The sequence below is a fragment of the Escherichia sp. 93.0816 genome (assembly GCF_013368855.2).
In the GTDB taxonomy this organism is placed as follows: Bacteria; Pseudomonadota; Gammaproteobacteria; order Enterobacterales; family Enterobacteriaceae; genus Escherichia; species Escherichia ruysiae.
In genome coordinates this window covers 60,667-84,144 of sequence record NZ_JABWNC020000007.1, presented here as the reverse complement: position 1 = coordinate 84,144, position 23,478 = coordinate 60,667, and the positions used below count along the sequence as shown (strand labels likewise).

Genomic DNA, 23,478 nt, shown 5'->3' with positions numbered 1-23,478 from the left:
TCCAGTTATGTGTGGGGCAACCCCAGCTAAGCCTGGTATATAACTCTGAATTAATCATCGTTTTGCCGGGAAGCGAGTAAACTTAAAGGATATCTTCAGAGGAGGATACGCGATGAAACGACTTCTGCTTTTGACGGCACTCCTGCCGTTTGTCGGCTTTGCACAGCCCATTAATACTCTGAACAACCCTAACCAGCCGGGGTATCAGATCCCCAGTCAGCAGCGGATGCAAACCCAAATGCAAACGCAGCAAATCCAGCAAAAAGGGATGCTGAATCAGCAACTGAAAACGCAGACGCAATTACAGCAGCAACATTTAGAAAATCAGATTAACAGCAACTCGCAGCGGGTATTGCAGTCGCAGCCGGGGGAGCTAAATCCCGCCCGGCAGCAAATGCTGCCCAACACCAACGGCGGGATGTTAAACGGCAACCATAATATGGATAGTTCGTTGAATCAGCAGCATATGCTGCCGGAGAGGAAAAACGGCGACATGCTGAATCAGCCCAGCACGCCGCAGCCTGATATTCCGTTGAAAACTATTGGGCCGTAAAGTTCGGACCAATCACGTCAATCGCATCGGTGCAAATGCAATCCACGCCCCAGCGCAGCAACTCTGCCGCGCGCTGGGGTCTGTTGACGGTATACACCAGAATCCGTAATCCAGCGTCTTTCAACTGCCTCACTCGCACTTTATCGAGCAACTTATGGTTGAGATGAATAGAGACGCAGCCCAGCCGCGTGGTCAGTTCGCGCCAGTCGTCGCGCCACTCATCAAGCAACAAACCGCGCGGCAGTTCCGGTGCAGCCTGTTGCGCAGCTTCTAAAGCATCAATCTCAAACGATGACAGCAGCGGCGGCGTCATACCTGCCCAAAGCTCGCGCGCCGCCAGCGCCACCATTTTGCCCGTTAATGGCCCAGTGCCAGTGGTGGGTTTGATTTCGATATTCGCCATCATCCCATGTTCGCGGCAGCGTTCCGCCACCTGCAAAAGCAAGGGCAGCGGCTCGCCTTTAAACGCTTTGCTGTACCAACTGCCTGCATCCACGCGCAGTAAATCCTGCCAGTTCAGTTCGCCAGCTACGCCCCAACCGTTGCTGGTACGTTCGAGATTATCGTCATGGAGCAAGAAGATCTCGCCATCTTTCGATAACTTCGCGTCAAATTCGATCATCTTATGACCGTATTTTGCCCCCACATCGATTGCCGCCAGGGTGTTTTCCGGAGCCAGTTTACCGCCGCCACGATGGGCGACGATGCGGGGATAAGGCCAGTTACTCATACTCGTTGTCCTGTTTCACCATCAAAAAGATGTAGCTGATTTTCCGGCAGATGCAGCCACAACGTGCTGCCTGCCGTCGGGCGCTCCTGATGCGCCAGTCTTACTACCAGCTTCTGTTCGCCCCAGCGTCCGTGCGCCAGGTTATCTGCACCGAGGATCTCCAGCGTGTCCATCACCAGCGGCACACCGCCTTCTGTTTGTGAGCTTAACGCAATATGTTCCGGGCGAATACCGAGGGTCATTTTACGTCCGGCATACTGCCGGTAGCTACCGTTTAGCGGCAGAGCGATCCCCCCGTCCAGTTCGAAATGCGAGCCTTCGTTATTCACGCGGCCTGTCAGCAGGTTCATCGCCGGACTGCCGATAAAACTCGCCACAAACAGGCTGGCGGGTTTTTCGTAGACTTCAACCGGTGTGCCAATCTGTTCGGCAACGCCACCGTTCATCACCATCACCCGCTGGGCGAGCGTCATCGCCTCAACCTGATCGTGAGTAACGTAGAGTGAAGTCGTTTTCAGACGACGGTGCAATTGCTGCAACTCAAGGCGCATCTGCACGCGCAGCTTGGCATCGAGGTTAGAGAGCGGCTCATCAAACAAAAATACCGCTGGATCGCGCACAATCGCGCGCCCCATCGCCACACGCTGGCGCTGACCGCCGGAAAGCTCGCGCGGTCGGCGCTTAAGCAGGCCGTCCAGCTCCAGAATGCGCGCCGCTTCTTTAACGCGCTCGGCTATTTGCTGCTTGCCCATGCCGCGAATTTTCAGCCCCCACGCCATGTTTTCTTCGACGCTCATATGCGGATAAAGCGCGTAGTTCTGAAACACCATCGCAATCCCGCGATCTTTCGGCTCCATTTCGGTCACACGCTCATTGTTGATCCAGATATCGCCCTCGGTCACCCGCTCCAGCCCGGCAACCATGCGCAGCAGCGTCGATTTCCCGCAGCCAGACGGCCCGACCATCACGATAAATTCGCCATCCGCCACATCAAGGGTCAGCGGTTTAATGACCTGGGTTTTGCCATCCCAGCTTTTGGTTACTGCCTGTAATTTCAGTCCTGCCATCTTATTTCTCACTATCGACCAGGCCGCGCACGAAGGCACGCTGCATCACTAAAACAATCACCACCGGAGGGATAAGCGTTAACAACATCGCCGCCATTACCGAGTTCCATTCCGTGGTGCCTTCGCCAGTGGCGATCATCCCTTTGATCCCTGCCACGGTGGTGCCGAGATCAACGTCGGTAATAATCAACAACGGCCACAAATACTGATTCCAGCCGTAGATAAAGGTGATCACAAACAGCGCCGCCAGATTAGTTTTGGACAACGGAAAAACGATGTCGCAAAAGAAGCGCATTGGCGATGCGCCGTCGATCCGCGCCGCTTCCACCAGCTCATCCGGCAGCGTCATAAAGAACTGGCGGAACAGGAAGGTGGCGGTCGCCGAGGCCATCAGCGGCAGCGTTAAACCTGCGTAGCTGTCGAGCATCTTCAGATTGGCGATCACTTCTACCGTCGGGAAGATACGCACTTCAACTGGCAGCATCAGGGTGATAAAAATCATCCAGAAGAAGAGGTTACGCAGCGGAAAACGAAACCAGACAATGGCAAATGCCGAGAGCATCGAGACGGTAATTTTGCCGAGCGTAATGCTGAACGCCATCACGAAGCTGTTAAGCAACATCCGCCAGAACGGCGCACTATTCGTGCCTACCCCGTTTACCCAGATGTTGTGGATATTCTCCAGCAGATGCGTGCCGGGAATTAGCGTCATCGGCGCGGCGTAGACGGCTTGTTTATCCAGCGTCGCCGCGACAAACGCCACGTACAGCGGGAAGAGGATCACCGCGATCCCGAGGATCAGCATGGTATGGCTGAATATTGTCAGCCACGGACGGTTCTCAATCATTGGTAACGCACCTTGCTTTCAACATAGCGGAACTGCACCACCGTCAGCACGATGACGAGGAACATCAACACCACCGACTGCGCGGCAGACGAAGCCAGATCCAGTCCGGTAAAGCCTTCGCGGTAGATCTTATAAATCAGCGTCGTGGTAGCCTGAACCGGCCCGCCGGACGTGGCGGCGTCGATCACCGGGAAGGTGTCGAAGAAGGCGTACACCAGGTTCACCACCAGCAGGAAGAAACTCACCGGAGCGATAAGCGGCAGCGCAATCTTAAAGAAGCGGCGAATCGGCCCTGCGCCGTCGATGGCTGCGGCTTCAATCAACGAACGGGGAATGGATTGTAGCGCGGCATAGAAGAACAGAAAGTTGTAGCTGATTTGCTTCCACACCGAGGCAAACACCACCAGAAACATTGCCTGACCGCTGTTTTGCGCGTGGTTCCAGTCGTAGCCGAACTCAGCGAGAAAATGAGTGATCAGCCCACGGCCGGGGTTAAACAGGAAGATCCACAATACGGCGGCAACGGCGGGAGCCACGGCATACGGCAGCAGCATCAAGGTTTGATAGAAACGGCTGCCGCGCACGATGTACTCCACCAGCGCCGCGAAGAACAGCGACACCAGCAAACCGCTGACGGTGACAAAGGTGCTGAATTTTATCGTCGTCCAGAAGGAGTCGAGATAATAGCTGTCATGAAACAGCGTGACGAAGTTATCCAGACCGACAAACTGGCTGGAGAAACCAAACGGATCGACGCTTTGTAGCGAGTACCACAACGCTTCGCCCGCAGGCCAGATAAAAAAGATAACGGTGATGATGAGCTGCGGCGCGACCAGCAGATAAGGCAGCCAGCGCGAGCGGAACACCGGACGGGATGATGACATAAATAAACTCTTCGTGTTGTGTTCCCCTCACCCCGGCCCTCTCCCCAGAGGGGCGAGGGAGAAAGGCGGTGCGGCGTTTTGCCATTGAGTCAACTTCGCTCTACCACGCCGGGTGGTTCCCTTCGCCTTCAGAACGAAGTGACAAACCGACACGGCACTTTTCCACCACGCCGATCGGTCCCCTCTCCCTTTGGGAGAGGGTTAGGGTGAGGGTAAGAGAATTAAGACTTCGTAGACTGCTCAAAGCGGCGCAGTAACTGATTCCCACGCTCAACGGCAGTATCCAGCGCCTGCTGCGGTGTCTTCTTACCGGTCCACACGCTCTCCAGCTCTTCATCCACAATCACGCGGATCTGCGGCATGTTGCCCAGACGCAGCCCTTTGGTGAACGGCAACGGCGGCTTGTTCAGCATCTGACGCGTCGCGGTATCTGCCCCAGGGTTTTTCTCGTAAAAGCCCTGCTCACGTGTCAGGTCATACGCCGCTTTGGTGATCGGCAGATAACCGGTTTTCTGATGCCACTCAGCAGCGTTTTCTGGCTTCGCGAGGAAGTCGAGGAACTTCGCCACGCCGGTGTAAGTTTCTTTATCTTTGCCCTGCATTACCCACAGACTGGCTCCGCCGATAATGGCGTTTTGTGGCGCATCTTTCGCATCAGCGTCGTAAGGCATCATGCCAACGCCGTAGTTGAATTTGGCGTACTCGCGAATGTTGGCAAGAGAACCGGAAGAAGCGGTCGTCATCGCACAATCACCGTTATAGAATTTCTCGGTGGATTCATCCTTACGCCCGACATAGCTGAAATCGCCCTTCTTGTTCATCTCTTCGAGCATGGCGATGTGTTTCACCTGCTCCGGCTTGTTGAACTCCAGCACCGCATCTGTGCCGTCAAAGCCGTTGTTTTTGCTGGCAAACGGCAGACCGTTCCAGGCGCTAAAATTTTCCAGTTGGATCCAGCCCTGCCAGCCGCTGGCGTAGCCGCACTTCATGCCGGAGGCTTTCAGTTTCGCGGCATAGTCCGCCAGATCCTGCCAGGTTTTCGGCGGCTGTTCCGGGTCTAAACCCGCTTTCTTGAAGGCGTCTTTGTTGTAATAGAGAACGGGAGTCGAGCTGTTGAACGGCTGGGAGAGTAAGTGGCCGGTTTTGCTGTCGGAGTAGTAGCCTGAAACCGTCGGCACAAACTGCGATTCATCGAAGTTAATCCCCGCCTCTTTAAACACGTCATATACCGGTTTAATGGCTTTCGACGCCATCATGGTAGCGGTGCCAACTTCATAAACCTGCAAAATAGCCGGAGCGTTGCCGGTACGAAATGCGGCAATCCCCGCACTTAAATTCTGTTCGTAGTTGCCTTTATAGGTCGGTACAATTTTGTAATCCGGGTTTTCGGCGTTAAAACGTTGGGCCAGAGAATCCACCTCTTTACCCAGTTCCCCTTCCATAGAATGCCAGAACGGAATGGTCGTCACTGCCTGTGCATTCCCCATTAACGCCAGTCCGAGCGTCAGTGCTGAAGCTGTATAATGTAACGGTTTCATCGTTTATCTCTCTTGTTGTACCGAATGCGCGAATTCACGCGTTTTATGCTCGCGGGGTAACATGACATGCTCGAATTACAGAAAAATAACTTTTTTGTTACATTTGTAAGATAGTAAGGTGTCAGAAAGATGACAAGGCAGTGACGGTACGGGTGAGGGAAAATGGGAGATGGGGCACGGATAATGTCACGTTCGGAAAATTTAACGCGCCAGAGGTCATCTGGCGCAGGTCTTAATGAACAATGCTCTGCTTCAGCCGCTCATTGGCGGTCTTAATCCATTCCCGGTGGCGTTTTCTATAATGCGGTCTCGAGCGTTTGGCCATATCAACCACAGCAACATATTGCTCATTAGCTTCACGTAGTCGATTAATTTTCGCCAGCATTTCCGCATAGTAAATTCGCGCCTGCGGGCCGGGGTAATAAGAAATCAACACTGTAAACTCGCTTTCCGCGTCGGCATATTTTTCTTGTGCAGCTAAGGTTCTGGCGAATAGCAAATGCCCTTCTGCCGACTGAAAATCGGGGTTATAACGCATCACATCTTCCAGCGTCTGCTGACAGGTGGCGAACTCCTGAATGGCAAATTGCGCCTGCGCCAGGCTTAACATCATTGCCGCTTCATGGGCGAAAATTCCGCTTAACGCCTGCTGATAATGGGGAACAGCTTCATGGTAACGCCCGAGGCGCGCCAGTTCGTTGGCAAGCTGGTAGTGATTTTGATTAGTCTCGGCAATCGCCAGCTCTTCGGTTAATTTGCGCAGGTGGCGTTCCGGGTTGATTTTGTCCTGCAAGCGCATCAGCAAAGTACGCCCGTGACGGTCAGCGCCCGTTTCAGGCAGCATCACCATGACGAAATACGCCACGCAGCCAATCACCGGAAAACAGAAGATGATAAAAATCCAGTACCGCTCTTGTCCGGTACGGTAAGCATGGATACAGCAAAGCAGCTCAAGCATGACGACAACGGCATAATGCATGGGAGGAAACCTTTCCGTGGCAAATAAGTGGTCTGGTTTTAATCCTCCCGGTCAGTCGAAACAAGTCTGTATACGGACGAATAACCCGACAGAACTGAGCTGCCGGGTTATCGATAATTTACCCGCCTAAATACGCGCTTCTCACCGCTTCGTTCGCCAGCAGCGCGTCGCCGGTATCAGAGAGCACTACATGGCCGTTTTCCAGCACATAGCCGCGATCCGCCAGCTTCAACGCCTGGTTAGCGTTCTGCTCGACGAGGAAAATAGTCATCCCCTGCTCGCGCAGTTGTTCGATGGTGTCGAAAATTTGCTGGATGATAATCGGTGCCAGCCCGAGCGATGGCTCATCAAGCAGTAGCAAACGCGGATTGCTCATTAGCGCACGACCAATCGCCAGCATCTGCTGCTCACCGCCGGACATGGTGCCTGCCCGCTGAACACGGCGCTCATGCAGACGCGGAAACAGCTCATACACCCACTTTATACGCTCCTGAAACTGGTCGCGTTCGGCAAAGAAGCCGCCCATTGCCAGGTTCTCTTCCACCGTCATTCGTGAGAAGACACGACGCCCTTCCGGGACAATCGCTACCGCTTCACGCATGATTTTCGCCGTCTGCCAGTCGGTAATGTCTTTATTATCAAACACAATTCGCCCACTGGTGGCGCGCGGGTCGCCGCATAACGTGCCGAGTAAGGTGGTTTTCCCCGCACCGTTCGCACCTATCAGGGTGACAATCTCGCCCTGATTGATATGCAGGCTCACCTCATGCAGCGCCTGGATTTTGCCGTAGTGGGCGCTGACTTTGTCAAAGGACAACATGACTTTTTCCATCTTATGCCTCACCTAAATAGGCACGGATCACGTCCGGATTATTACGGATTTGCTCCGGCGTGCCGTTTGCCAGTGGCGTCCCCTGATTGACCACGTAAATTCTGTCTGAAATCCCCATCACCAGCTTCATATCGTGTTCAATCAACAAGATAGTGGTATTGTGATGGTTACGCAGCTCGGCAATCAGCTCATCCAGCTCTTTGGTCTCTTTCGGGTTAAGACCTGCCGCCGGTTCGTCGAGCATTAAAATCTCCGGCTGCGTTACCATGCAGCGGGCGATCTCCAGGCGGCGCTGGTCACCGTAAGCCAGGTTACTCGCCTGACGGTTAGCGTGTTCCAGCAAACCAATACGCTCAAGCCAGGTGGCGGCTCGGTCGAGCGCCTCACTCTGGGCGCGACGGAAAGAAGGCGTTTTCAACAGGCCGGAGAACAGCCCGGTTTTCAGTTGCTGATGCTGCGCCACCAGCAGGTTTTCAATCACCGTCATTTCACGGAACAGGCGCACATGCTGGAAGGTGCGCACCACGCCCATGCGGGCAATTTGCTGGCCGGGCAAACCTTCCAGATGCTGATCGCGCAGTAAAATGGTGCCGCCGGTGGGTTTGTAGAATCCGGTCAGGCAGTTAAAGACCGTGGTTTTTCCGGCACCGTTAGGGCCGATTAACGAGACGATCTCCTGCGGGTACAGTTCAAGATTGACGTTGTTCACCGCCAGCAGGCCACCGAAGCGCATCATCAGGCCGTTAACAGATAATAAGGGCTGATTCATGCCTGCTCTCCTTTCGCTGCGCCGTTCTTCAGCTTGAGTTGCGGGCGCGTCATGGGCAGCAAGCCCTGCGGACGCCAGATCATCATCAGCACCATCAAACCACCGAGCATTAACATGCTGTATTCGTTGAAATCACGCATCAACTCGCGCGACACCACCAGCAAAATTGCTGCCAGAATCACCGCAAACTGCGATCCCATGCCACCAAGCACCACTATTGCCAGTACAAAGGCTGATTCGGCAAAGGTGAAGGATTCCGGACTGACAAAGCCCTGACGCGCCGCAAACAGCGTTCCGGCAAAACCCGCAAACGCGGCGCTGATGGTAAAGGCGGTCAGCTTGATACGGCGCGGGCTTAAGCCCAGCGAACGGCAGGCGATCTCGTCTTCACGCAACGCTTCCCACGCACGCCCCAGCGGCATCCGCAGTAAGCGGTTAATGACAAACAGACTTAGCACCACCAGCAGCAAGGCCACCAGATAGAGGAAGATGACGCGATCGGAGGGATCATATTTCAGGCCAAAGAAATTGCTGAAGGTATCCCAGCCGCCTTCACGGGCGGTACGGCTGAACTCAAGGCCGAAGAAAGTGGGTTTCGGGATCTGACTGATGCCGTTCGGACCGCCGGTAATTTCGGTGTTATTGAGCAGCAATATGCGCACAATTTCGCCGAAACCGAGGGTAACGATCGCCAGATAGTCGCCGCGCAGACGCAGCACCGGGAAGCCAAGCATGAAGCCCGCCGCCGCTGCCATTAACCCGGCAATTGGCAGGCAGGTCCAGAAGCCCAGACCGTAATAGTGATTGAGCAGCGCAAAGGTGTAAGCGCCGATGGCGTAAAAACCGCCGTAACCCAGCACCAGCAGGCCAGACAGCCCCACCACCACGTTCAGCCCGAGGCCGAGGATAATGTAGATCATGGTCAGGGTGGCGATATCCACCGTCCCGCGTGAGACCATAAACGGCCACGCCACCGCAAGCACCAGCAGCGCCACGAGGAACAGTTTCTGCTTCACCGTGGAGCCATCAATCGCGGGCAGAATAAACTTCGGCCCGGAAACGCTTTTTAGCCCTTTCTGGAAAGCAGGTCGCACAAGCTGGAAGAAAAAAACCACCGCCGTGCCGATAAACACCCACTGCCAACGGATGTCGGAAGCCGTATCAACCACCAGTTTGGTACCGTCCAGCTCCAGTTGGACACCCATAAAGACGCCCGCCAGAACAAAGAACATCGAGGCAGAGAGCAGCGCCATTGCAATATGCATCGGTTTCATACTTTCTCTACCTCCGGGCGACCCAGAATACCGGTCGGCATCACCAGCAGCACCAGGATCAGCAGGGCGAATGAGACCACATCTTTATATTCCGTACTCAGATAGGCAGAAGAGAGCGCCTCCGCAATCCCCAGAATCAACCCGCCAATCATCGCCCCCGGAATGCTGCCAATCCCACCGAGCACCGCTGCGGTAAAGGCTTTCATCCCGGCCATAAAGCCGATGTAGGGGTTAATCACACCGTAGAACTGACCGAGCAGAACCCCCGCCACCGCCGCCATCGCCGCGCCAATCACAAAGGTCAGCGCAATCACCCGGTCGGTGTTGATGCCAAGCAGGCTCGCCATTTTCAGGTCTTCGGCGCAGGCACGACAGGCGCGCCCCATGCGCGAATAACGAATGAAAATCGTCAGCGCCAGCATGGCGAGGAAGGTGACAATCCAGATCACCGCCTGCATGGTGGTAATAGACGCAGAGAAGTTTTCGCTATGACCCACCACCCACTGACCGTTAAACAGGCTGGGCAGCGCCACATCGCGCGAACCTTCGGTCAGACTGACATAGTTTTGCAGGAAGATGGACATACCGATTGCAGAAATGAGTGCAATCAGTCGCTTAGAGTTGCGCACCGGGCGATAGGCCACCCGTTCGATACTCCAGCCGTAGGCGCTGGCAATGACGATTGCGCCGACAAATCCCGCCGCCACCAGCAGCCAGCCGGTATCAATGCCCAGCATCATCAGTGCAGCGATGATCATAAAGGAGACGTAGCTGCCAATCATGTAAACCTCGCCGTGGGCGAAGTTGATCATGCCGATAATGCCGTAAACCATGGTGTAGCCGATGGCAATCAGCGCGTAAGTACTGCCCAGCGTGACGCCGTTAAACATCTGCTGCAAGAAATACAAAAACTGCTCAGACATAAGGTAACCTTTCTAAACCCGCCCGCATTTCACGGGCGGTGGGATTTTCACTTGGCTGCCGTGGATGAACCGTCGGCGTGCCACTGGAAGACACCAAAATCAAATCCCTTAAGATCGCCTTTTTCATCCCAGTTCAGCGGCCCAATCACGGTGTTTGCACCGTTAGCTTTTAAATCTTTCACCAGCGCCAGCGGCTCATCGCTGCCGGTACGCTCAAGGGCAGTCGCCAGAGATTGCACCGCCGCGTAGGTGATCCAGACATAAGGTCCGGACGGATCTTTCTTGTCTGCTTTCAGCGTATCAACGATGCCTTTGTTTGCCGGATCCTGGTCATAGCGTTTTGGCATAGTGACCAACATACCTTCGGCAGCATCACCGGCAATATTCGACAGCGACGCATTACCCACACCTTCCGGCCCCATAAACTGGGTTTTCAGGCCAACGGAACGCGCCTGGCGCAGCATCTGCCCCATTTCAGGGTAGTAACCGCCGTAGTAAACGAAGTCGATGTTTTCTTTTTTCAGGCGGGCGATCAGCGCGGAGAAATCTTTCTCTCCAGCGGTAATGCCGTCGAAGAAGACGACGTTGGCGTTAGCCGCTTTCAGCCCGTCCTGCACTGAACGCGCCAGCCCTTCGCCATATTGTTGTTTGTCGTGAATGATGGCGATGCGCTGGGGCTTCACCGTCTCAAGAATGTATTTCGCTGCGGTTGGCCCCTGGGAAGAGTCCAGCCCGGCAGTACGCATGATGTGTTGATAACCGCGTTGGGTCAGCTCCGGATTGGTCGCTCCCGGCGAGATCATCAGGATACCTTCGTCTTCATAGATATCCGACGCAGGTTGGGTAGAAGAGGAACACAGATGACCAATAACATATTTAATGCCGTCGTTAACGATTTTGTTGGCAACCGCAACGGCTTGTTTTGGGTCGCAGGCGTCGTCATATTCCACGCCAACCAGCTTATCGCCTTTAATTCCCCCTTTAGCATTAATGTCTTTAATCGCCTGACGCGCGCCGTTAAATTCCATATCGCCCCACTGGGCAATCGGGCCGGACATCGCGCCAACAACGGCAACTTTAATATCGTCAGCTAAAGCAGTGTGTGAAATTGCCAGTGCAATCATCCCTGCGATGATAGTTTTCGCATTCCGTTTCATAGTCAAAAATCCCCACTCGTAATGTTGTGTTGCTTTGTTTTTTATGTGTTAACAAATCAGACTGTTCTTTTTTATACTGCGCTGTTTTTGCCTGTCCGATTAAGGGTTTAGCGCAGTTTTTTGTGATGATATCGATTAAAATCCCTATTTTTCAGTCGATTAAGAACAGATAATATTCTGAATTAATTGATAGATAAACAGAAAAAAGCGCAGTTGTCAGCATAAAATAACGGTACAAAGGACGGAATAATTCACTACCATTCAGGGGATTATGCTGGACAATTTTCATTCTATAATGTTTTTAATTTGTAATTATTGCTGAAAAAAAATTAATCACCTGCCAAAAGAAATAAAAAAGAGAAAGCCTCCGATTAAATTATTTCGCTACACTGGTTCCACTTTTGTGATTTGTACGGGTTCCCCATGAAGCTGACCATCATTCGATTAGAAAACTTTAGCGACCAGGATCGGATTGACCTGCAAAAGATCTGGCCGGAGTATTCTCCTTCCTCTTTACAGGTTGACGATTCCCACCGTATTTACGCCGCGCGTTTTAACGAGCGCCTGCTCGCTGCCGTGCGAGTAACCTTAAGCGGCACCGAGGGAGCGATGGATTCCCTGCGTGTACGGGAAGTCACCCGCCGACGCGGCGTAGGGCAATATCTGCTGGAAGAAGTGTTACGTGATAATCCCGGCGTTTCATACTGGTGGATGGCGGATGCAGGCGTGGAAGATCGCGGTGTGATGACGGCGTTTATGCAGGCACAGGGATTTACGGCACAACAAGGCGGCTGGGAGAAGCGTTAATCGCTCTGTGTAAAAAGCAGTTCTATGGATTTGGTTGGGAAAAATAACGCATTTTCGTTTTCTCCGACCAACGGGATAAAGCCCAGCGACTGATAAAACGTATGGGCTTTTTCATTCAGCGCCTCGACAAAAAGACCGTGAATACCTACCGCTAAAGAGGCTGACCAGACGACTTTCATGGCATGAGCAACCAGTGTTGCTCCCCATCCCTGCCCCTGTATTGAACGATCAATTGCCAGACGCCCAAGAGTGACGCTGGGAATATTTTTGTAGGGAATTTTTTTCTGTTTCGATTTCGAGGGCAATGCGGCTCGCTCAAAACAACTGCCGGATAATGTGTAATATCCCAGTATTTGACGTTCTGGGGTGTTGCCGCGAAGGATGTACGCTCGTAGAATTTTATTGCGATGTTGACGAACCAGATGTGTTGTCAGAAAGAGACTTAAGGCTTCCTCGCCGCAGTCGAATCGCTGTAGATCATAATCTGCATCATCGGTCAGAATCTCTATCGTCAGATCATCCATAAATTATTACATTCCCTGAAGACGTTTTGCCGCACGTTTTAGCTTTTCACCTGGTGACGGCGGATTACTCAGCGCATCCATCACCCGCGTCCAGGACTCCTCATTAAGGATCACTCGCCGATGCTGTTCAATCACTTCTGCAGCCCGCTGCGAGGCACTATTCAACATAAATTGGCTGACGGACTGATTAGATATCGCCGCCGCTTCCTCAATTAGACTTTTGTCATCGTCAGTTAAACGCAGATCGATACGCTGCTTTTTAACAGCAGACATGTAAACTCTCCTGCTACTTATAAATATGTACGGGATTCTACCGTACATTAAGCATATCCTGGATTGTTTAATCTTTCTACAACCATTTCGACAAACACAAAAAAACCCGATGGCGGTTCAGCTCATCGGGCATTTTCATTTATCTATCTGTTACTTCGCATCGGTCGCCGTGCCGTTGGCGTGCCAGTCAAACACGCCGAACTCAAAGCCTTTCAGATCGCCTTTCTCATCCCAGGTCAGCGGTCCCATCACCGTATCAACCGAGTTCGCTTTCAGGTATTTGGCGATCTCCGCCGGATCGTCAGACTGATTCAGCCCGGCCTGCAAAGATTGCAGCGCCGCGTAGGTGGTCCAGACGAATGCGCCGCTTGGATCCTGTTTTTTCGCTTTGATCGCATCAACAATCGGTTTGTTCGCCGGAACCTGATCATAGTTCTTCGGCTTGGTTACCAGCAGTCCTTCCGCTGACTCGCCCGCGATATTAGACAGCGAAACGTTAGCCACACCTTCCGGCCCCATAAACTGAGTTTTCAGCCCCGCCGCGCGCGCCTGACGCAGGATCTGCCCCATTTCCGGGTGATAACCGCCGTAGTAAACGAAGTCGATATTCTCTTTCTTCAGACGTGCCACCAGCGTCGAGAAATCTTTTTCTCCGGCGGTGATGCCATCAAAGAACACCACGTTAGCATTGCCTTTCTTCAGGCCGTCCTGCACCGCACGCGCCAGACCTTCGCCGTACTGTTGTTTGTCGTGGACGATAGCAATACGCTGCGGTTTCACTTTCTCAAGAATATATTTTGCCGCCGTCGGCCCCTGGTCGGAGTCCAGACCGGTGGTGCGCATAATCAAGTTATAGCCACGGGCAGTCAGCTCTGGCGCGGTTGCCGCTGGGGTGATCATTAAAATGCCTTCGTCTTCATAAATGTCAGACGCTGGCTGCGTTGATGAAGAACAGAGGTGACCAATGACATATTTAATGCCGTCGTTAACGACTTTGTTCGCCACCGCAACCGCCTGTTTCGGGTCACAGGCATCGTCATATTTTACGATTTGCAGTTTGTTGCCTTTAATGCCGCCTTTGGCGTTGATATCCGCAACCGCCTGCTCTGCGCCGGTAAACTCCTGGTCGCCGTACTGCGCAACCGGACCGGACATTGCGCCCACGACGGCGACTTTAATATCTTCTGCCAGAGCCATATTGCTGAATGCCAGCGCGATACATCCTGCCAGTAACGCTTTACCCTTTATATTCATCCTGAGAATCCCCATTCTTCTGGTTATTACGTGTGTTGTGATGTTGTTGTTCAGCACTTTATTTCGTTTTATGCATGACTACCCGTGCTTTAGCAGCATACTCTGCTAAAACATACCCCATTTTTATGATATTGGAATAGATATTTTGACAGTTTATTAACAAACTGCTCGTGGGTTGGCTTTTGCCAGAAGGGAAAATTGATTATTGCAGAGGCCAAAAAACAAAAACCCCGGACTCTCATCCAGGGTTCTCTGCTTAACAGCGGAAATTACGCTTCAATAGCAGCGCGAAGTTTTTTCATCGCATTCTTTTCAAGCTGACGCACACGTTCAGCGGAAACACCGTAACGGTCGGCCAGTTCCTGCAACGTAGATTTGTTGTCTTCGTCCAGCCAGCGCGCGCGGATGATGTCCTGGCTACGTTCGTCCAGACCCTGCATCGCATCGGTCAGTCGGTTTGCCGCCTGCTCTTCCCAGTTATCGTCTTCAATGCCGTCGGCAAAGTTAGATGATTTATCCTGCAAATAAAGCACCGGAGCCATCGGCTGGCTGTCGGAATCGTCGTCGGAAGACATGTCAAAAGTCATGTCCTGTGCCGCCATACGTGATTCCATCTCACGGACGTCTTTGCTGGTTACGCCCAGTTCGCGAGCCACCATTTCGACTTCATCCTGATTAAACCAGCCCAGACGCTGCTTGGTTTTACGCAGGTTAAAGAACAGCTTGCGCTGCGCTTTGGTGGTCGCAACTTTGACGATACGCCAGTTACGCAAAACGTATTCGTGGATCTCTGCTTTGATCCAGTGAACGGCGAAGGAGACCAGGCGCACACCCACTTCCGGGTTGAAACGGCGCACTGCTTTCATCAGGCCGATGTTACCTTCCTGAATCAAATCCGCCTGTGGCAGGCCATAGCCCGCATAATTACGAGCAATATGAACAACAAACCGCAGGTGAGACAGGATCAGCGTTTTAGCTGCTTCCAGATCGCCATGGTAATGCAGCTTTTCAGCCAGCGCCCGCTCCTCGTCAGCCGACAACATCGGCCACGCGTTAGCTGCCCGGATGTAAGAATCCAGGTTGCCAACAGGGGCTAAAGCTAAACTTTGCATTTTGTCAGTCATTCAAATCCTCTCAATCGATATCTTCTGGCGCTTCAGTGGTAGCAACAACTGTGCCAGAGCTTAAGAGCAACGAGATTATCATTCACAGTTTTATCAGACCGTGATTTTATCCACAAGTTCAATGCTGGCTTGTGAATAAATTACGCACAAAATGTGACATAGAGATGAAATACCGGGAAGAGACAACGGGGTCTCTTTCCCTGCTACGGAACCCATTGCAGGGAAAGAGTATAACACGCTTTTATTATTCCGGCGTAAAGTGCCGTAAATGTTGTACCGTGGCAAGCCATGCTGCCACCCAGCCAATCATCGAACATACCAGCAGCAACAGCAGGCATTCATCGAACGATAAACCATTGATATCAAACTTCGTTCCAAATACCTGCGCCACTTCCGCAACTGCCGATGACAAACGCAGCACCAGAATTTCGGACAAAATTAATGACAGCAATGCGCCAGAAAATCCCAGCAGCGCGCCACCGTACAGGAACGGGCGCAGGATGAAACCATCCGTTGCACCAATCAGTTTCTGCACGTTAATGGAGTCACGACGGGCAAATATGCTCAGACGCACGCTGTTGCCGATAACCAGGAACACTGCCGCCACCATCAGCACGCCAATCATCGCCGAAACGCGCCCTACCAGCCCAGTCAGTGCGGTCAGACGGGCAAACCAGCTATCGTCCATTCGCACTTCATCGATGCCGTTAATTTGCGTGATGCGATCACGCAACGTATTCAGCGACTCCGTCCCCTGAAAATCGAGTTTTGGGATCACCACCGCCACTGCCGGAAGCGGGTTTTCCTCCAGCATGTCCAGCGCGCCGCCAAAACCAGACCAGTTACGGAACTCGCCCAACGCGTCTTCACGAGAAAGATAGTTCACTTTCTCCACACCCTGTTCGGCCTGCAACTGTGCCACCACACCCGCTGCTGCGTCATCGTCCAGCGTTTTTTGCAGATAAACGGTGATTTGCGGTGAGGGATAATACTGCGTCGCCGCCTGGTTAACGTTTTTGTACACCATATAGCAGACGCTTGGCAGCGTCAGGGAAATGGCGATGACCATCACCGTTAAAAACGTGGCGAACGGTTTGCTTTTGAGATCCTGCAAAGCGCCGTGGAACGCATAACGCACCTGTTCGTTGAAAACGTTGGTTTTGCGATTTACCGGTTTTGGCGAGGATTTCGCGCGTTTCGGCGCGTTACGACCACCGTCGCCAGAACCGCCGACCGATTTACGGAAGCGATCCAGACGTCCGCCAAACTGCCGGATATGATTGATTGCATCGCGCTTATTCATGGCCCACGCCTCCATGCAAGTGACCATCGCTCAGGGTGAGCATACGATAGGAACGCCGCGAAATCAGGTTGATGTCGTGCGTTGCCATCAATACCGTTACCCCAACGCGGTTAAACTCTTCAAACAGACGTAAAATTCCTTCCGACAGCGCGTCGTCAAGGTTACCGGTCGGTTCGTCCGCCAGCAGTACCGCAGGTTTGTTAACCACCGCGCGGGCAATGCCAACGCGTTGTTGTTCACCGCCAGAAAGCTGAATCGGAAAGTTCTTCGCTTTGTCCAGTAGCCCGACTTTATCCAGCGCCGCCGATACACGACGACGAATATCGTCACCGCTGGCACCGGCGATAATCAACGGGATCGCCACATTATCGTAGACAGTACGATCCATCAGTAGATGGTGATCCTGGAAAATCATGCCAATCTGGCGGCGCAGAAACGGAACTTCACGGTTTTTCAGACGCGTGATGTCATGGCCGCTAAACCAGATTTTCCCGGCGCTGGGCCGCTCAATCCCACAGATCAGCTTCAGGAGGGTACTTTTCCCTGCACCGGAATGACCGGTCAGAAACGCCATCTCACCCGGCTGCATATGGAACGTAACGCCCTGCAGCGCCTGTCTCCCACCGAGATAAGCCTTGCTGACATGTTCAAAGCGAATCATTGTTAATCCTCTCGGGCAAAAAGTGCCTCTATAAAGTCGTCCGCCTTAAACGGACGCAAATCCTCAATACGTTCGCCGACACCAATATAGCGAATAGGGATACCAAACTGGTCAGCCACCGAGAAAATTACCCCGCCTTTCGCCGTGCCGTCCAGTTTCGTTAACGTGATGCCGGTTAAGCCGACTGCTTCATGGAACAGTTTGGCCTGGCTTACCGCATTCTGCCCGGTGCTGGCATCGATAGTCAGCATAACTTCATGCGGCGCTTCAACGTCGAGTTTCTTCATCACACGGACGATTTTCTTCAGCTCTTCCATCAGGTGCGATTTGTTCTGCAAGCGTCCGGCTGTATCAGCAATCAGGACATCAACATTACGCGCCTTAGCGGCCTGAATGGCGTCGAAGATAACTGAGGCGGAGTCCGCACCGGTATGCTGAGCAATCACCGGAATATTGTTGCGCTGCCCCCAGACCTGAAGCTGCTCAACTGCAGCCGCACGGAAAGTATCGCCCGCCGCCAGCATCACCGATTTACCTTGTTGTTCAAACTGACGCGCCAGCTTACCGATAGTCGTGGTTTTACCCACGCCATTAACGCCTACCATCAGGATTACGAACGGTGTTTTGCCTTCGACGTTCAGCGGTTCATCGACCTTCGCCAGAATATCACCCATCTCTTCTTTCAACAGACCGTAGAGCGCCTCAGCATCGCGAAGCTGTTTGCGGGTCGCGCCTTCAGTCAGATTGGTGATGATTTTGCGCGTGGTTTCCACGCCCACATCGGCGATGAGCAATTGCTCTTCCAGCTCTTCAAACAGATCATCGTCGATTTTTTTACCACGGAACAGGCTGATAAATCCGGAACCGAGGTTTTCTTTGGTTTTCAGCAGGCTGCGTTTCAGGCGAGCGAAGAAACCTTCTTTGGTTGGTTTTTCCTGCTCCTGGGCTACCTCTTCCACCGGCTGATCTTCTTCTGCCGGAGGAACGACCATCACCGCCTCTTCTGCCGCTTCGGCAGCCAGCGCCTGTGCTTCCAGCTCTTCGTCGGTGATTTCTTCTTTCGCTGCTTGTTCTTCCGCCGCTTCGACAATCTCCACGGTTTCCGCTTCGGCCTGCCACTCTTCTGGCAAAACTTCTTCGACTTTAACGTCTTCCGGCAGCGGCAGCTCTTCACGCTCGATAGCCACTGGCTCTGGCGTGACTTCAGGTTCAACTACCGGCGCTGGCGTTTCTTCAACTATCGGTTCCGGTTCTGCAATAACTTCCGGCTCGACAACCGCTTCAGGTTGCGCTTTTTCACTTTCAACAACCTGTTCAGTGAATTCCACAACGTCGGCAGCAAAAGTTTCCGCCTCAGCTTCAGTATGCGCCTTCGGCTGTTCTTCAACGGGTTGTTCAGCAACTTTCTCAGGCTCTTGCGCCTGGACGGTTTCTTCTACAACCGGTTGTTCGTTTTGGGTTTCTGTCTCTTTTTCCGGGATCTGCTCTTTTTGACCAAAGCCCAGCCAGGAAAAAAAGCCACGTTTTTTTTCTTTCGCCATCTGCGACTACACTCCTCGCTGTTGCTTCATGGCACAGCGTTAACGCTATGTACATAGCAGCTAAAAAAATGATGAAATAGTCTACCACTTAACTTAATCCACATCACCGCCTGCAAGTATGTGTTATCTGGCGGATTGAGCAATTTACCATGAAAAAACCGAATCATTCCGGCAGCGGTCAAATCCGCATTATTGGCGGGCAGTGGCGAGGCCGTAAACTCCCGGTTCCTGATAGCCCAGGTCTACGCCCTACCACCGATCGCGTGCGCGAAACGCTGTTTAACTGGCTGGCGCCGGTCATTGTTGATGCGCAATGCCTGGATTGCTTCGCAGGTAGCGGTGCGCTGGGGCTGGAAGCCTTGTCACGCTACGCTGCGGAAGCTACGCTGGTTGAGATGGATCGCGCGGTATCTCAGCAGTTAATCAAGAATCTGGCGACGCTGAAAGCGGGCAATGCGCGAGTCGTGAACACCAATGCGATGTCTTTTCTAATGCAAAAAGGAACGCCGCATAATATTGTGTTTGTTGACCCTCCGTTCCGCCGTGGCTTGTTGGAAGAAACCATTAATTTACTGGAAAACAACGGCTGGCTGGCTGACGAAGCCTGGGTATATGTTGAAAGTGAAGTAGAAAATGGCCTGCCCACCGTTCCTGCCAACTGGTCGTTATATCGCGAAAAAGTGGCTGGTCAGGTCGCTTATCGGCTGTATCAGCGTGAAACACAAGGAGAAAGTGATGCTGATTAATATCGGACGTTTGTTAATGCTTTGCGTTTGGGGGTTTTTGATCCTCAATCTTTTTCAGCCCTTCCCACGCCCGCTAAATATTTTCGTTAACGTGGCGCTGATTTTTACCGTGCTGATGCATGGTATGCAGCTGGCGCTGTTGAAATCGACCTTGCCGAAAGATGGCCCGCAGATGACCACTGCCGAAAAGGTGCGGATTTTCCTTTTCGGCGTGTTTGAACTGCTGATCTGGCAGAAGAAATTTAAAGTTAAAAAATAAGCTTATTTGTCGCCAACAAAGCTGACAAAGCGCGTTCCTTTATAGCTCAGCGTACCTTGATCGCCCACTGTCAGGGCATGGTACTGCTGGGCGTCGAGGCGGAACGTCTGCTCCAGTCCACCGCTTTGTGGTTTGAAGCTTGCCTCATAGCGCATACTGGTGCCCGCCGGAGTCACTTCCTGCTGGCGCGAACGACGATCGTTAATCGGTTTTTCCCGCTTGTTACTCACCACCACCAGCTTTTGCTGGAGCGGCGCCATATCATTATCAGCTTTTTCCCGCCGCTGTTGCATAAAACGAAACGATGCGGCGACGATAATTAAGCCAATGATAACAATAAAGAAAAGAGGTGGTTTGCTCATCTTTATCCCTCATCGGAAAATGCGGAAATAAGCATACCCTGCCAGTTATGGTGTTGTCATCCGTCCATCCTCGCCACTAAACTGATTAGCAAGACCGTAGGCATTCCGCTTACGAAAAAATAACGAATTCAAGGAACTAAGATGCTTTGGTCGTTTATCGCTGTCTGTCTTTCCGCATGGTTATCTGTGGATGCATCGTACCGTGGGCCAACCTGGCAACGCTGGGTATTTAAACCGTTAACCCTTCTGCTACTGCTGTTGCTGGCCTGGCAAGCGCCGATGTTCGACGCTATTAGCTATCTTGTGCTGGCGGGGCTGTGTGCCTCACTGCTGGGCGATGCGTTAACCCTGTTACCACGCCAGCGTCTGATGTACGCCATCGGCGCGTTTTTCCTCTCACACTTGCTGTACACCATCTATTTCGCCAGTCAGATGACGCTCTCTTTCTTCTGGCCTTTGCCACTGGTGCTGCTGGTTCTGGGCGCGCTGTTACTGGCTATTATCTGGACGCGTCTCGAAGAGTTCCGTTGGCCTGTCTGTACTTTTATCGGTATGACGCTGGTGATGGTGTGGCTGGCAGGTGAACTGTGGTTCTTCCGCCCGACGGCTCCGGCACTCTCTGCCTTTATGGGCGCTTCGTTGCTGTTTATCAGTAACTTTATCTGGCTGGGTAGCCACTATCGCCGACGCTTCCGTGCGGATAACGCCATTGCTGCGGCTTGCTACTTTGCCGGTCACTTCCTCATCGTCCGCTCGCTGTATCTCTGATAAAACTTGACTCTGGAGTCGACTCCAGAGTGTATCCTTCGGTTAATGAGAAAAAACTTAACCGGAGGATGCCATGTCGACTCCCGACAATCACGGCAAAAAAGCCCCTCAATTTGCCGCGTTCAAACCGTTAACCACGGCACAGAACGCCAACGACTGTTGCTGCGACGGCGCATGTTCCAGCTCACCCACACTCTCTGAAAACGTCTCCGGCACCCGGTATAGCTGGAAAGTCAGTGGCATGGACTGTGCCGCCTGTGCGCGCAAGGTAGAAAATGCCGTGCGCCAGCTTTCTGGCGTGAATCAGGTACAGGTGTTGTTTGCTACCGAAAAACTGGTGGTAGATGTCGACAATGACATCCGTGCGCAAATTGAATCGGCGGTGCAAAAAGCAGGCTATTCCCTGCGCGATGAACAGGCCGCTGAAGAACCACAAGCATCACGCCTGAAAGAAAACCTGCCGCTGATTACGCTTATTGTGATGATGGTAGTCAGCTGGGGGCTGGAGCAGTTTAATCATCCGTTCGGTCAACTGGCGTTTATCGCGACCACGCTAGTTGGTCTGTACCCGATTGCTCGCCAGGCATTACGGCTGATCAAATCCGGCAGCTACTTCGCCATTGAAACGTTAATGAGCGTAGCCGCCATTGGCGCGCTGTTTATTGGCGCAACGGCTGAAGCTGCGATGGTGTTATTGCTGTTTCTGATCGGTGAACGACTGGAAGGCTGGGCCGCCAGCCGCGCACGTCAGGGCGTCAGCGCGTTAATGGCGCTGAAACCGGAAACCGCCACGCGCCTGCGTAACGGTGAGCGGGAAGAGGTGGCGATTAACAGCCTGCGGCCTGGCGATGTGATTGAAGTTGCGGCGGGTGGACGTTTGCCTGCTGACGGTAAACTGCTCTCGCCGTTTGCCAGTTTTGATGAAAGCGCCCTGACCGGCGAATCCATCCCTGTGGAACGCGCGACGGGCGATAAAGTCCCGGCAGGCGCCACCAGCGTTGACCGTCTGGTTACGCTGGAAGTGTTGTCAGAACCGGGCGCCAGCGCCATTGATCGCATTCTGAAACTGATTGAAGAGGCCGAAGAGCGCCGCGCACCGATTGAGCGTTTTATTGACCGTTTCAGCCGTATCTACACGCCGGCAATTATGGCCGTCGCCCTGCTGGTGACGCTGGTGCCACCGCTGCTATTTGCCGCAAGCTGGCAGGAGTGGATTTATAAAGGGCTGACGCTGCTGCTGATTGGTTGCCCGTGTGCGTTAGTTATCTCCACGCCTGCGGCGATTACCTCCGGACTGGCAGCAGCGGCACGTCGTGGAGCGTTAATTAAAGGCGGCGCGGCGCTGGAACAGCTAGGTCGTGTTACCCAGGTGGCGTTTGATAAAACCGGTACGCTGACCGTCGGTAAACCGCGCGTTACCGCGATTCATCCGGCAACGGGCGTTAGCGAATCTGAACTGCTGGCGCTGGCGGCGGCGGTCGAGCAAGGCGCAACGCATCCACTGGCGCAAGCCATCGTTCGTGAAGCACAGATTGCTGCACTCGCCATTCCCGCCGCCCAGTCACAGCGGGCGCTGGTCGGCTCTGGCATTGAAGCGCAGGTCAACGGAGAGCGGGTGCTGATATGCGCTGCCGGGAAACATCCGGCTGTTGCATTTGCTGGTTTAATTAGCGAACTGGAAAGCGCCGGGCAAACGGTAGTGCTGGTAGTGCGTAACGATGAAGTGCTTGGTGTCATTGCATTGCAGGATACCCTGCGCGCCGATGCCGCCACTGCCATCAGTGAACTGAACGCTCTGGGCGTCAAAGGGGTGATCCTCACCGGCGATAATCCGCGCGCAGCGGCAGCCATTGCCGGTGAACTGGGGCTGGAATTTAAAGCAGGATTATTGCCCGAAGATAAAGTCAAAGCGGTAACGGAGTTGAACCAACATGCGCCGCTGGCGATGGTCGGCGACGGTATTAACGACGCACCAGCCATGAAAGCCGCCGCCATCGGGATTGCTATGGGCAGTGGCACAGACGTGGCTCTGGAAACCGCCGACGCGGCGTTAACGCATAACCACCTGCGCGGTCTGGTACAAATGATTGAGCTGGCACGCGCGACTCACGCTAATATCCGCCAGAACATCACCATTGCGCTGGGGTTGAAAGGGATCTTCCTCGTCACCACACTGTTAGGTATGACCGGCCTGTGGCTGGCGGTGCTGGCAGATACAGGTGCGACGGTGCTGGTGACGGCAAATGCGTTAAGGTTGTTGCGCAGGAAGTAACGGTGTTGCCTGATAGCCTCTGGCTATCAGG

25 protein-coding genes are annotated in these 23,478 nt (G+C 53.2%); 6 read left to right on the top strand and 19 right to left on the bottom strand.

Going from position 1 to position 23,478, the window contains the following annotated elements; translation table 11 throughout:
* Window positions 1-112 precede the first annotated feature (112 nt).
* Window positions 113-553, top strand: a complete 441-nt coding sequence (locus tag HEM79_RS10310) for a DUF2756 family protein (RefSeq protein WP_176241372.1) — start codon at window positions 113-115, stop codon at window positions 551-553.
* Here the strand turns inward: HEM79_RS10310 and ugpQ are convergent.
* The 11 genes from ugpQ to livK all read right to left on the bottom strand — a co-directional run bounded on the left by ugpQ (window position 540) and on the right by livK (window position 11,553).
* A complete protein-coding gene (gene ugpQ / locus HEM79_RS10305; RefSeq protein WP_176241371.1) occupies window positions 540-1,283 on the bottom strand; it encodes a glycerophosphodiester phosphodiesterase in 744 nt (247 codons plus the stop codon). The genes HEM79_RS10310 and ugpQ overlap by 14 nt on opposite strands.
* The gene (gene ugpC / locus HEM79_RS10300; protein WP_176241370.1) at window positions 1,280-2,350 is read right to left on the bottom strand and encodes a sn-glycerol 3-phosphate ABC transporter ATP binding protein UgpC; all 1,071 of its coding nucleotides are present in this window, start codon (window positions 2,348-2,350) and stop codon (window positions 1,280-1,282) included. Before ugpC ends, ugpQ begins: the two co-directional genes overlap by 4 nt.
* Window position 2,351: 1 nt before the next feature.
* A complete protein-coding gene (gene ugpE, locus HEM79_RS10295) occupies window positions 2,352-3,197 on the bottom strand; it encodes a sn-glycerol-3-phosphate ABC transporter permease UgpE (RefSeq protein ID WP_000572164.1) in 846 nt (281 codons plus the stop codon).
* Window positions 3,194-4,081 carry a sn-glycerol-3-phosphate ABC transporter permease UgpA gene (gene ugpA, locus HEM79_RS10290; RefSeq protein ID WP_000099289.1) on the bottom strand — a complete coding sequence of 296 codons (888 nt, stop codon included), beginning with the start codon at window positions 4,079-4,081 and terminating at the stop codon, window positions 3,194-3,196. Before ugpA ends, ugpE begins: the two co-directional genes overlap by 4 nt.
* Window positions 4,082-4,302: 221 nt before the next feature.
* A complete protein-coding gene (gene ugpB / locus HEM79_RS10285) occupies window positions 4,303-5,619 on the bottom strand; it encodes a sn-glycerol-3-phosphate ABC transporter substrate-binding protein UgpB (protein ID WP_176241369.1) in 1,317 nt (438 codons plus the stop codon).
* Between the two features lie 232 nt (window positions 5,620-5,851).
* A complete protein-coding gene (locus tag HEM79_RS10280; protein WP_176241368.1) occupies window positions 5,852-6,598 on the bottom strand; it encodes a tetratricopeptide repeat protein in 747 nt (248 codons plus the stop codon).
* Window positions 6,599-6,716: 118 nt separating this feature from the next.
* Entirely contained in the window at window positions 6,717-7,430 is a 714-nt protein-coding gene (gene livF, locus HEM79_RS10275) for a high-affinity branched-chain amino acid ABC transporter ATP-binding protein LivF (protein ID WP_176241367.1), read from the bottom strand.
* Between the two features lies 1 nt (window position 7,431).
* Window positions 7,432-8,199, bottom strand: coding sequence for a high-affinity branched-chain amino acid ABC transporter ATP-binding protein LivG (gene livG, locus HEM79_RS10270; RefSeq protein WP_001075510.1), 768 nt, complete (start codon window positions 8,197-8,199; stop codon window positions 7,432-7,434).
* The gene (gene livM, locus HEM79_RS10265) at window positions 8,196-9,473 is read right to left on the bottom strand and encodes a branched chain amino acid ABC transporter permease LivM (RefSeq protein WP_176241366.1); all 1,278 of its coding nucleotides are present in this window, start codon (window positions 9,471-9,473) and stop codon (window positions 8,196-8,198) included. The genes livG and livM overlap by 4 nt, the downstream gene beginning before the upstream one ends.
* A complete protein-coding gene (livH, locus tag HEM79_RS10260; RefSeq protein WP_001295097.1) occupies window positions 9,470-10,396 on the bottom strand; it encodes a high-affinity branched-chain amino acid ABC transporter permease LivH in 927 nt (308 codons plus the stop codon). Before livH ends, livM begins: the two co-directional genes overlap by 4 nt.
* A 47-nt stretch (window positions 10,397-10,443) precedes the next feature.
* Entirely contained in the window at window positions 10,444-11,553 is a 1,110-nt protein-coding gene (gene livK, locus HEM79_RS10255; protein WP_176241365.1) for a high-affinity branched-chain amino acid ABC transporter substrate-binding protein LivK, read from the bottom strand.
* 423 nt (window positions 11,554-11,976) lie between these two features.
* Here livK and panM point away from each other — a divergent pair, with 423 nt between their 5' ends.
* Window positions 11,977-12,360 (top strand): aspartate 1-decarboxylase autocleavage activator PanM, encoded by a 384-nt coding sequence (gene panM / locus HEM79_RS10250; protein WP_105281201.1) that lies wholly within the window; start codon window positions 11,977-11,979, stop codon window positions 12,358-12,360.
* Here the strand turns inward: panM and ataT are convergent.
* The 7 genes from ataT to ftsY form a co-directional block, all read right to left on the bottom strand.
* Window positions 12,357-12,884: a type II toxin-antitoxin system toxin acetyltransferase AtaT gene (ataT, locus tag HEM79_RS10245; protein ID WP_176241364.1), complete on the bottom strand. Its 528-nt coding sequence runs from the start codon at window positions 12,882-12,884 to the stop codon at window positions 12,357-12,359. The two genes, panM and ataT, sit on opposite strands and share 4 nt — an antisense overlap.
* A 6-nt stretch (window positions 12,885-12,890) precedes the next feature.
* Window positions 12,891-13,157, bottom strand: coding sequence for a type II toxin-antitoxin system antitoxin AtaR (gene ataR / locus HEM79_RS10240; protein ID WP_001277103.1), 267 nt, complete (start codon window positions 13,155-13,157; stop codon window positions 12,891-12,893).
* A gap of 150 nt (window positions 13,158-13,307) precedes the next feature.
* A complete protein-coding gene (gene livJ / locus HEM79_RS10235) occupies window positions 13,308-14,411 on the bottom strand; it encodes a branched chain amino acid ABC transporter substrate-binding protein LivJ (RefSeq protein WP_176241363.1) in 1,104 nt (367 codons plus the stop codon).
* A 269-nt stretch (window positions 14,412-14,680) separates the two neighbouring features.
* Window positions 14,681-15,535 (bottom strand): RNA polymerase sigma factor RpoH, encoded by an 855-nt coding sequence (gene rpoH / locus HEM79_RS10230; protein WP_000130220.1) that lies wholly within the window; start codon window positions 15,533-15,535, stop codon window positions 14,681-14,683.
* Between the two features lie 244 nt (window positions 15,536-15,779).
* A complete protein-coding gene (gene ftsX / locus HEM79_RS10225) occupies window positions 15,780-16,838 on the bottom strand; it encodes a permease-like cell division protein FtsX (RefSeq protein ID WP_001042009.1) in 1,059 nt (352 codons plus the stop codon).
* Window positions 16,831-17,499 carry a cell division ATP-binding protein FtsE gene (ftsE, locus tag HEM79_RS10220; protein ID WP_000617723.1) on the bottom strand — a complete coding sequence of 223 codons (669 nt, stop codon included), beginning with the start codon at window positions 17,497-17,499 and terminating at the stop codon, window positions 16,831-16,833. The genes ftsX and ftsE overlap by 8 nt, the downstream gene beginning before the upstream one ends.
* A 2-nt stretch (window positions 17,500-17,501) precedes the next feature.
* A complete protein-coding gene (gene ftsY / locus HEM79_RS10215) occupies window positions 17,502-19,040 on the bottom strand; it encodes a signal recognition particle-docking protein FtsY (protein WP_176241362.1) in 1,539 nt (512 codons plus the stop codon).
* A 149-nt stretch (window positions 19,041-19,189) separates the two neighbouring features.
* Between ftsY and rsmD the strand changes: the two genes are divergently transcribed.
* Both rsmD and HEM79_RS10205 read left to right on the top strand, forming a co-directional pair.
* A complete protein-coding gene (rsmD, locus tag HEM79_RS10210; protein WP_000743184.1) occupies window positions 19,190-19,786 on the top strand; it encodes a 16S rRNA (guanine(966)-N(2))-methyltransferase in 597 nt (198 codons plus the stop codon).
* Window positions 19,776-20,045 (top strand): DUF1145 family protein, encoded by a 270-nt coding sequence (locus HEM79_RS10205; RefSeq protein WP_010353660.1) that lies wholly within the window; start codon window positions 19,776-19,778, stop codon window positions 20,043-20,045. Before rsmD ends, HEM79_RS10205 begins: the two co-directional genes overlap by 11 nt.
* A gap of 2 nt (window positions 20,046-20,047) precedes the next feature.
* On the opposite strand, the gene HEM79_RS10200 is transcribed toward HEM79_RS10205, so the two are convergent.
* Window positions 20,048-20,407, bottom strand: coding sequence for a DUF2500 domain-containing protein (locus HEM79_RS10200; RefSeq protein ID WP_000042880.1), 360 nt, complete (start codon window positions 20,405-20,407; stop codon window positions 20,048-20,050).
* A 141-nt stretch (window positions 20,408-20,548) separates the two neighbouring features.
* Between HEM79_RS10200 and HEM79_RS10195 the strand changes: the two genes are divergently transcribed.
* Both HEM79_RS10195 and zntA read left to right on the top strand, forming a co-directional pair.
* On the top strand, window positions 20,549-21,175 hold the full coding sequence (locus HEM79_RS10195) for a lysoplasmalogenase (RefSeq protein WP_176241361.1): 627 nt from the start codon (window positions 20,549-20,551) through the stop codon (window positions 21,173-21,175).
* Window positions 21,176-21,248: 73 nt separating this feature from the next.
* Window positions 21,249-23,447 (top strand): Zn(II)/Cd(II)/Pb(II) translocating P-type ATPase ZntA, encoded by a 2,199-nt coding sequence (zntA, locus tag HEM79_RS10190; RefSeq protein ID WP_176241360.1) that lies wholly within the window; start codon window positions 21,249-21,251, stop codon window positions 23,445-23,447.
* The last annotated feature ends 31 nt before the right edge of the window (window positions 23,448-23,478 follow it).